Source organism: Acidimicrobiales bacterium, from assembly GCA_036273495.1.
Classification (GTDB): domain Bacteria; phylum Actinomycetota; class Acidimicrobiia; order Acidimicrobiales; family JAJPHE01; genus DASSEU01.
The window spans coordinates 1-7,037 of sequence record DASUHN010000211.1 but is presented as its reverse complement, the minus strand read 5'-3'; the positions used below and the strand labels follow the sequence as shown (position 1 = coordinate 7,037).

At 73.2% G+C, this 7,037-nt stretch carries 7 protein-coding genes; all 7 read left to right on the top strand.

Going from position 1 to position 7,037, the window contains the following annotated elements; all coding sequences use genetic code 11:
- Nucleotides 1–893, top strand: an 893-nt coding sequence (locus VFW24_08885) for an AAA family ATPase (protein HEX5266877.1), incomplete at its 5' end; no start/stop codon positions are given.
- Entirely contained in the window at nucleotides 890–2,185 is a 1,296-nt protein-coding gene (locus tag VFW24_08880) for an AMP-binding protein (protein HEX5266876.1), read from the top strand. The genes VFW24_08885 and VFW24_08880, both read left to right, overlap by 4 nt.
- Nucleotides 2,186–2,221: 36 nt before the next feature.
- A complete protein-coding gene (locus tag VFW24_08875; GenBank protein ID HEX5266875.1) occupies nucleotides 2,222–3,508 on the top strand; it encodes an adenylosuccinate synthase in 1,287 nt (428 codons plus the stop codon).
- Nucleotides 3,505–4,752, top strand: a complete 1,248-nt coding sequence (purD, locus tag VFW24_08870) for a phosphoribosylamine--glycine ligase (GenBank protein HEX5266874.1) — start codon at nucleotides 3,505–3,507, stop codon at nucleotides 4,750–4,752. Before VFW24_08875 ends, purD begins: the two co-directional genes overlap by 4 nt.
- Complete coding sequence (purE, locus tag VFW24_08865; protein ID HEX5266873.1) at nucleotides 4,749–5,204, top strand: 5-(carboxyamino)imidazole ribonucleotide mutase; 456 nt, start codon at nucleotides 4,749–4,751, stop codon at nucleotides 5,202–5,204. Before purD ends, purE begins: the two co-directional genes overlap by 4 nt.
- Nucleotides 5,201–6,538, top strand: a complete 1,338-nt coding sequence (gene purB / locus VFW24_08860; GenBank protein ID HEX5266872.1) for an adenylosuccinate lyase — start codon at nucleotides 5,201–5,203, stop codon at nucleotides 6,536–6,538. The genes purE and purB overlap by 4 nt, the downstream gene beginning before the upstream one ends.
- Nucleotides 6,535–7,037, top strand: a 503-nt coding sequence (locus VFW24_08855) for a phosphoribosylaminoimidazolesuccinocarboxamide synthase (protein HEX5266871.1), incomplete at its 3' end; no start/stop codon positions are given. The genes purB and VFW24_08855, both read left to right, overlap by 4 nt.

Here is a 7,037-nt window from a genome sequence, read left to right as displayed (position 1 = left end):
TGTCCCGCTGGACCGGCATCCCCGTCAGCCGCCTCATGGAGGGAGAGGTCTCCAAGCTGGTCCGCATGGAGGACGTCCTCCACGAGCGGGTGGTGGGCCAGGAGGAGGCGGTCACCGCCGTGGCCAACGCCATCCGGCGCTCCCGCGCCGGGCTTTCCGACCCCAACCGGCCGATCGGCTCGTTCCTGTTCCTCGGCCCGACCGGTGTCGGCAAGACCGAGCTGGCCCGGGCCCTGGCCGAGTTCCTGTTCGACGACCAGCGGGCCATGATCCGCATCGACATGGGCGAGTACCAGGAGAAGCACACCGTGGCCCGCCTGATCGGGGCCCCGCCCGGCTACGTCGGCTACGAGGAGGGGGGTCAGCTCACCGAGGCGGTGCGCCGGCGGCCCTACAGCGTGATCCTGCTCGACGAGATCGAGAAGGCCCACGGCGACGTGTTCAACGTCCTCCTGCAGGTGCTCGACGACGGGCGGCTCACCGACGGCCAGGGCCGCACGGTCGATTTCACCAACGCCGTGCTGATCATGACGTCGAACCTGCCCGGGGACCCGGCCGACTTCATCAAGCCCGAGTTCATCAACCGCATCGACGAGATCATCCGCTTCTCCCAGCTGAGCGAGGCCGACATCGAGCGGATCGCCGCCATCCAGCTGGAGCAGCTGCGGGCCCGGCTGGCGGAGCGCCGGATCATCCTGGAGATCACCCCGGCCGGGCTCACCCGCCTGGCGTCGCTCGGCTACGACCCGGTCTACGGGGCCCGGCCCCTCAAGCGGGTCATCCAGCGCCAGATCGGGGACCGTCTGGCCCTGGAGCTGCTCGAGGGCAAGTTCCACGAGGGGGAGACGGTGACCGTCGACGCCGGCTCGGACGGGGAGCTGGCCCTCGCCTGAACCATCCGCGCCCCGGCCTCCCGCCGTCGGTTGAATGTACGGGTGGGAGGGGTAGCGCGCTGACCGACGTCTCGGCCTCCGCCCGCCTGCGCGCCCTCGCGTCCCTGGCCCCGGCCGAGCTGGCCCTGTCGGGCCGGGACGGCTACGTGCGCTACCGGGAGCTGGACGACGCCGCCGACCGGGTGGCGGGCTGGCTCCTGACCCGCTTGGGGCGGGGCCGGCACCGCGTGGGCCTGTGCGCCGCCGCCGACCACGCCTGCCTGGTGGCGGCGCTGGGCGTGGCCCGGTCCGGGAAGATCTGCGTGCCCCTCGACCCCTTGCTGCCGCTCGGGGCCATCGACGCCCTGTGCGCCGACGCCTCGGCCAGCGTCGTGGTCTCGGACCTGGTGGCGGCCATGGGGCCGGGGGCGCTCGGTGTCCCCCTGGTGTCGATCTCCGAGTGCGTCCAGCCCGCGCAGGGGGGCCCGGTGACCGATCCCCGGCCCGGCCTGTCGAGTGTCATCCACTACGCCGATCCCTGGGCCGACCCCCCCGCCGGCGTGGTCATGTCCGACGCCGGGGTGCTGCGCTGGGTCACGGCGCTGGAGCGGTCGGGGGTGGCCGCCGCCGGCGTGCGCTGCGCCGTGGGCTGGGCGGGCTCGTCCCCGGAGGGCACCGAGCGCCTCGTGGCCCTGGCGCTGGCCGGGGCGTGCGCCGTGACCGGGATCAGCGACCAGGAGCTCTACTCCCTCCTGGCCGGGGGCAACGCCGACACCCTGTTCGTCGACTCTCCGACCCTCCGCCGGCTGGCCGCCATGGGTCCGCCCGACGCCGGCACCCCGCCGGTCTCGGTCGTGGGGCTCTGGGGTGGCCCGGTAGCCGGCTCCGACGTGGCCACGGCCCGGGGGTGGCTGGGCCCCGACGTCCACGCCGCCACCTTCTACGCCCCGGCCGAGACGGGACTGGTGGCCATGCTCACGGTCCCGCCCGGGGAGGAGGTGCCCTGGTCCGAGCTGCTGCCCGCCGGCTGGTGCCCGGCGGACGTCGAGGTGGAGATCGTCGACGGCGGGGGCTGCCGGATCGGCCCCGAGCAGGACGGCCACATTGTGGTGTGGGGGCCGGAGCTGCCCGGCGCCTACTGGGCCAACCCCGCCCTCACCGAGAAGCGGTGGCTGGCCGGCCCGGGCGGCAGGCGGTGGTGCCGCACGGGGGACGCCGGGCGCTGGGACGGCCGGGGCCGGCTCGTGGTCCAGCGCGCCGCCGCCTACGAGGGCTCGACCGGGCGGCAGCAGGTGCTGGTTCAGGTAGGCTGAGCGGACCGCTAGGGAACTGCACCACAGAGGGAGCGCGTGCCCGCGACGGTTGTCGTCGGAGCCCAATGGGGCGACGAAGGGAAGGGCAAGCTCACCGACCTCCTGGCCAAGGAGATGTCGGTGGTGGTGCGCTACCAGGGCGGCCACAACGCCGGGCACCGCATCGTGGTGGACGGGGAGTCCTTCGCCCTGCAACTGGTGCCGAGCGGCGTCCTGTACCCGTTCATCACCCCGGTCATCGGCAACGGGGTGGTGGTGGACCCCAAGGTCCTCTTCTCCGAGGTCGACACCCTCGAGCAGCGCGGGGTCGACTGCTCCCGCCTGATGGTCAGCGGCAACGCCCACCTGGTGATGCCGTACCACCAGGAGCTCGACCGGCTGACCGAGCGCTACCACGGCAAGTACAGCCTGGGCACCACCCGCCGGGGCATCGGGCCGGCCTACGCCGACAAGTCGGCCCGGGTGGGTCTGCGGGTCCAGGACCTCCTCGACCCCAAGATCTTCCGCGAGAAGCTCGACGTGGTCCTCAAGGAGAAGAACGCCGTCCTGGCCAAGGTGTACAACCGGCTGCCGATCAGCGCCGACTCGGTCTGCGAGCACTACCTCGGGGAGTACGCCCCCCGCCTCGAGCCGATGATCGGTGACACGGTCACGCTGGTCCACGACGCCCTGGCCGCCGGCCAGCACGTCCTGCTCGAGGGGGCCCAGGCCACCTTCCTCGACCTCGACCACGGGACCTATCCCTACGTGACGTCGTCCAACCCGGTGGCGGGGGGCGCGTGCACCGGCTCGGGCATCGGGCCGCGTGACGTGGACCGGGTCATCGGCATCGCCAAGGCCTACGTGACGCGCGTCGGGGCGGGCCCCTTCCCGACCGAGCTGCACGACGAGCTCGGGGACCTCCTCGTCGAGCGGGGCCACGAGTACGGCACCAACACCGGAAGGCGGCGGCGCACCGGATGGTTCGACGCCGTGATGCTGCGCCAGGCCGTGCGCCTCAACTCGCTGACCGAGGTGGCGCTCACCAAGCTCGACGTGCTCGACGTGTGCGAGGCCGTGAAGGTCTGCGTGGCCTACGAGGCCGACGGCGTGCGCTACGACTACCCGCCCTACCACCAGTCCACCCTGCACAAATCGACGCCGGTCTACGCCGAGCTGCCGGGATGGAAGGCCGACCTCTCCGCCGCCACCCACGTGGCCGACCTCCCGGGACCGGCCCAGGACTACGTGGGCTTCCTGGCCGAGCAGATCGGGGTTCCGGTCAAGCTGGTCGGGGTGGGTCCGGGGCGCGAGCAGGTCGTCGACTTCGCCCCTTCGTCATGAGGGTCTGCCTCGTCGGTGGTGGGGGTCGCGAGCACGCCCTGGCGGTGGTGTTGGGGCGCACGGCCGATGTCGTGGTGACCCCGGGCAGCGCCGGCATCCCCGGTTCGGTTGCCACCCCGCCGGAGGAGATCGACGCCGACCTGTTCGTGATCGGGCCCGAGCAGCCGCTCGTCGACGGCCTCGCCGACCGGCTCCGGGGGCGGGGCCACCTGGTGTTCGGCCCCGGGGCGGACGGAGCCCGGCTCGAGGGTTCGAAGCGCTGGATGAAGGACCTGCTGGCCGCGGCCGGCGTGCCCACGGCGCGCTACGGCGTGTTCGGGGACGTGGCTCCGGCCGCCGCCTTCCTGGCCGGGATGGACGGCCCCTTCGTGGTCAAGACCGACGGTCTCGCCGCGGGCAAGGGCGTGCTCGTCACCGACGACCGCCGGGAGGCCGCCGCCGACGTGGCCGAGAAGCTCTCCGGGCGGGCGTTCGGGGCGGCGGGCACGCGCGTCGTGATCGAGGAGGGGCTGTCGGGCGCCGAGATCTCGGTGCTGGCCGTCTGCGACGGGCACCGCCTGGCCGTGCTCCCGGCCGCCCAGGACCACAAGCGGGTCGGGGACGGGGACAGTGGCCCCAACACGGGGGGGATGGGGGCGTACTCGCCGGTGCCGTTCGTGGACCGGGCCCTGATCGACGAGATCACCGACACCGCCCTGGAGCCCACCCTGGCCGCCCTCGTCAAGGACGGCATCGACTATCGCGGCGTCCTCTACGCCGGCCTGATGCTCACCTCCTCGGGACCGAAGGTCCTCGAGTACAACGTCCGCTTCGGTGATCCCGAGGCCCAGGTGGTGCTCCCGCGCCTGGAGGGGGACGTCGCCGCCTGGCTGGCCTCCGCCGCCGCCGGTGACCTCGACCCCGAGCCCGCCGTCTCCGCCGACGCCTGCGTCACCGTGGTCATGTGCTCGGAGGGCTACCCCCAGGCGCCGCGCGTCGGTGACCGGGTGCTCGGCATCGAAGACGCCTCGGCCGTGCCCGGGGTCACCGTGCAGTGCGCCGGCGTGGCCACCGGGCCTGGGGGGTACCTGGTCACGGGTGGGGGCCGGGTCCTGAACGTCACGGCCCGCGCCGGCTCCCTGGAGGAGGCCCGCGCCCGCGCCTACGAGGCGGCGGGGCGGATCAGTTGGCCGGGGGCGCATTACCGGACGGACATCGCCGCCGCGGCGGCGGCCGGGATCGCGGCAGGAGGAGTCACGGCGTGAACGGACTGAAGGTGGCGGTGCTGATGGGCTCCCCGAACGACGCCCCGAAGATGGCGCCGGCGGTGGAGATGCTCGAGCGCTTCGGGGTGGTCGTCGACGAGCGGGTGATGTCGGCTCACCGCAATCCCGACGACGTGGCCGCCTTCTCCAAAGCGGCGCGCGACCAGGGTTACGGGGCGGTGATCTGCGGCGCGGGCATGGCCGCCGCCCTCCCCGGGGTCGTGGCCGCCCACACCACCCTCCCGGTCGTGGGCGTCCCGCTGTCGGGCAGCGCCCTCAACGGCGTCGACGCCCTGTACGCCACGGTGCAGATGCCGCCGGGGATCCCGGTGGCGTGCGTGGCCATCGACGGGGCCAAGAACGCCGCCATCCTGGTCGTGGAGATGCTTGCCGTCACCGACAAGGAGCTGGCCGACAAGCTGGCCGAGTTCCGCGCCGCGGGAGCCAAGTGATCCCTCGCTACTCCCTCCCGGAGATGGCGGCGCTGTTCACCGACGGCGCCCGTCTCGGCCGCTGGCTGGAGGTCGAGGTTCTGGCCGTCGAGGGATGGGCCAAGGTCGGAGGGGCCCCGGCGGACGCCGCTGCCGCGGTGCGCGAAGGCGCGGCCCGATTGCTGGACACCGACGGGACCTCCCTGCGCCCTGACCTGGTGGACGCGGCGGCGGAGCGGGAGCGCGTGACCGACCACGACGTAGCCGCCTTCGTCGACGTGGTGCAGGAGGCCATCGGCCCACCGGCGGGCACGTGGGTGCACTACGGCCTCACCTCGTCCGACGTGGTCGACACCGCGCTGTCCTCCACCCTGGTGCACGCCGCCGACCTGCTCGTGCGGGCCAGCACCGATCTCGTCCACACGCTGCGTCGGCGGGCCCTCGAGTTCCGTGACACCCCCACGGTCGGCCGCACCCACGGCATCCACGCCGAGCCCACGACCTTCGGGGCCAAGCTGGCCCTCTGGGCCCTCCAGGCCGACCGGGACCGGGCCCGGCTGCGCGCCGCCCGGCGGGCGGTGGCGGTCGGCAAGCTGTCGGGCGCGGTGGGCACCTACTCCAACATCGACCCCGCGGTCGAGGACCATGTGTGCGCCGCCCTCGGCCTCCTGCCGGTCCCGGCCACCCAGGTGGTGGCCCGTGACCGCCACGCCGAGTACGTGTGGGCGTGCGCGTCCGTCGGCGCCGGAGTGGAGACCTTCGCCACCGAGATCCGCCATCTGCAGCGCACCGAGGTGGGAGAGGCCCAGGAGCCCTTCGCCACCGGCCGGCAGAAGGGCAGCTCGGCCATGCCCCACAAGCGCAACCCGATCCGCACCGAGCAGCTGTCGGGCCTGGCGCGCGTGCTGCGCGGCCATCTCGGCGCCGCCCTGGAGGACGTGGCCCTCTGGCACGAGCGGGACATCTCCCACTCGTCGGTGGAGCGGATCATCCTGCCGGACGCATCGTTGCTCGCCTACTACGTGCTGCGGCGCATGACCGCGGTCATCGACGGCCTGGTCGTCGACGCCGATCGGATGCTGGCCAACCTCGAGGGCTCCTTCGGCCTGGTGTTCAGCCAGCCGGTGCTGCTGGCCCTGATCGAGGCCGGGGTGGAGCGGGACACCGCCTACCGCCTCGTGCAGGCCAGCGCCATGCGGGCGTGGGCGGAGAAGACGTCGTTCCGGTCGCTCCTGGAGTCCGACCCCGAGGTCTCGGCCCTCGTCGGTCCCGGGGCTCTCGACGAGGCGTTCAGCCTGGCCCGTTCGCTGCGCAACGCCGGACGGGTATTCGACGCGTTGGAGGAGATCGAATGACGACACCCGCACCCAGCTACCGGGGCAAGGTCCGCGACGTCTACGCCATAGGCGACGACCGCCTGCTGATGGTCGCCTCGGACCGGATCTCCGCCTTCGACGTGGTTATGGCCGAGCCGGTGCCCCACAAGGGCCGGGTCCTGACGGGCATGACCGTGTTCTGGCTGGAGAAGCTGGCCGACCTGGCCCCCAGCCACCTGGTGAGCGTGGACCCCGCCGCCTTCCCGTCGGAGGTGGGGGGGCTGGCCGACCTGGCCGGGCGCGCCATGCTCGTGCGGCGGGCGGAGATGCTGCCGATCGAGTGCATCGTGCGCGGCTACATAACCGGATCGGCGTGGAAGGAGTACCGGGCCTACGGCGCCGTGCACGGCACCAGGATGCCGGAGGGCATGCGCGAGTCCGAGCCGTTCCCCGAGCCCCTGTTCACCCCCTCGACCAAGGCCGACGAGGGCCATGACCAGAACATCTCCTTCGACGAGGCGGTCAACCTGGCCGGCCG

Bases quoted from the DNA above. Each gene is read 5' to 3' on its own strand.
- purD (HEX5266874.1), top strand. From the start codon at position 3,505: ATGAGGGTCTGCCTCGTCGGTGGTGGGGGTCGCGAGCACGCCCTGGCG.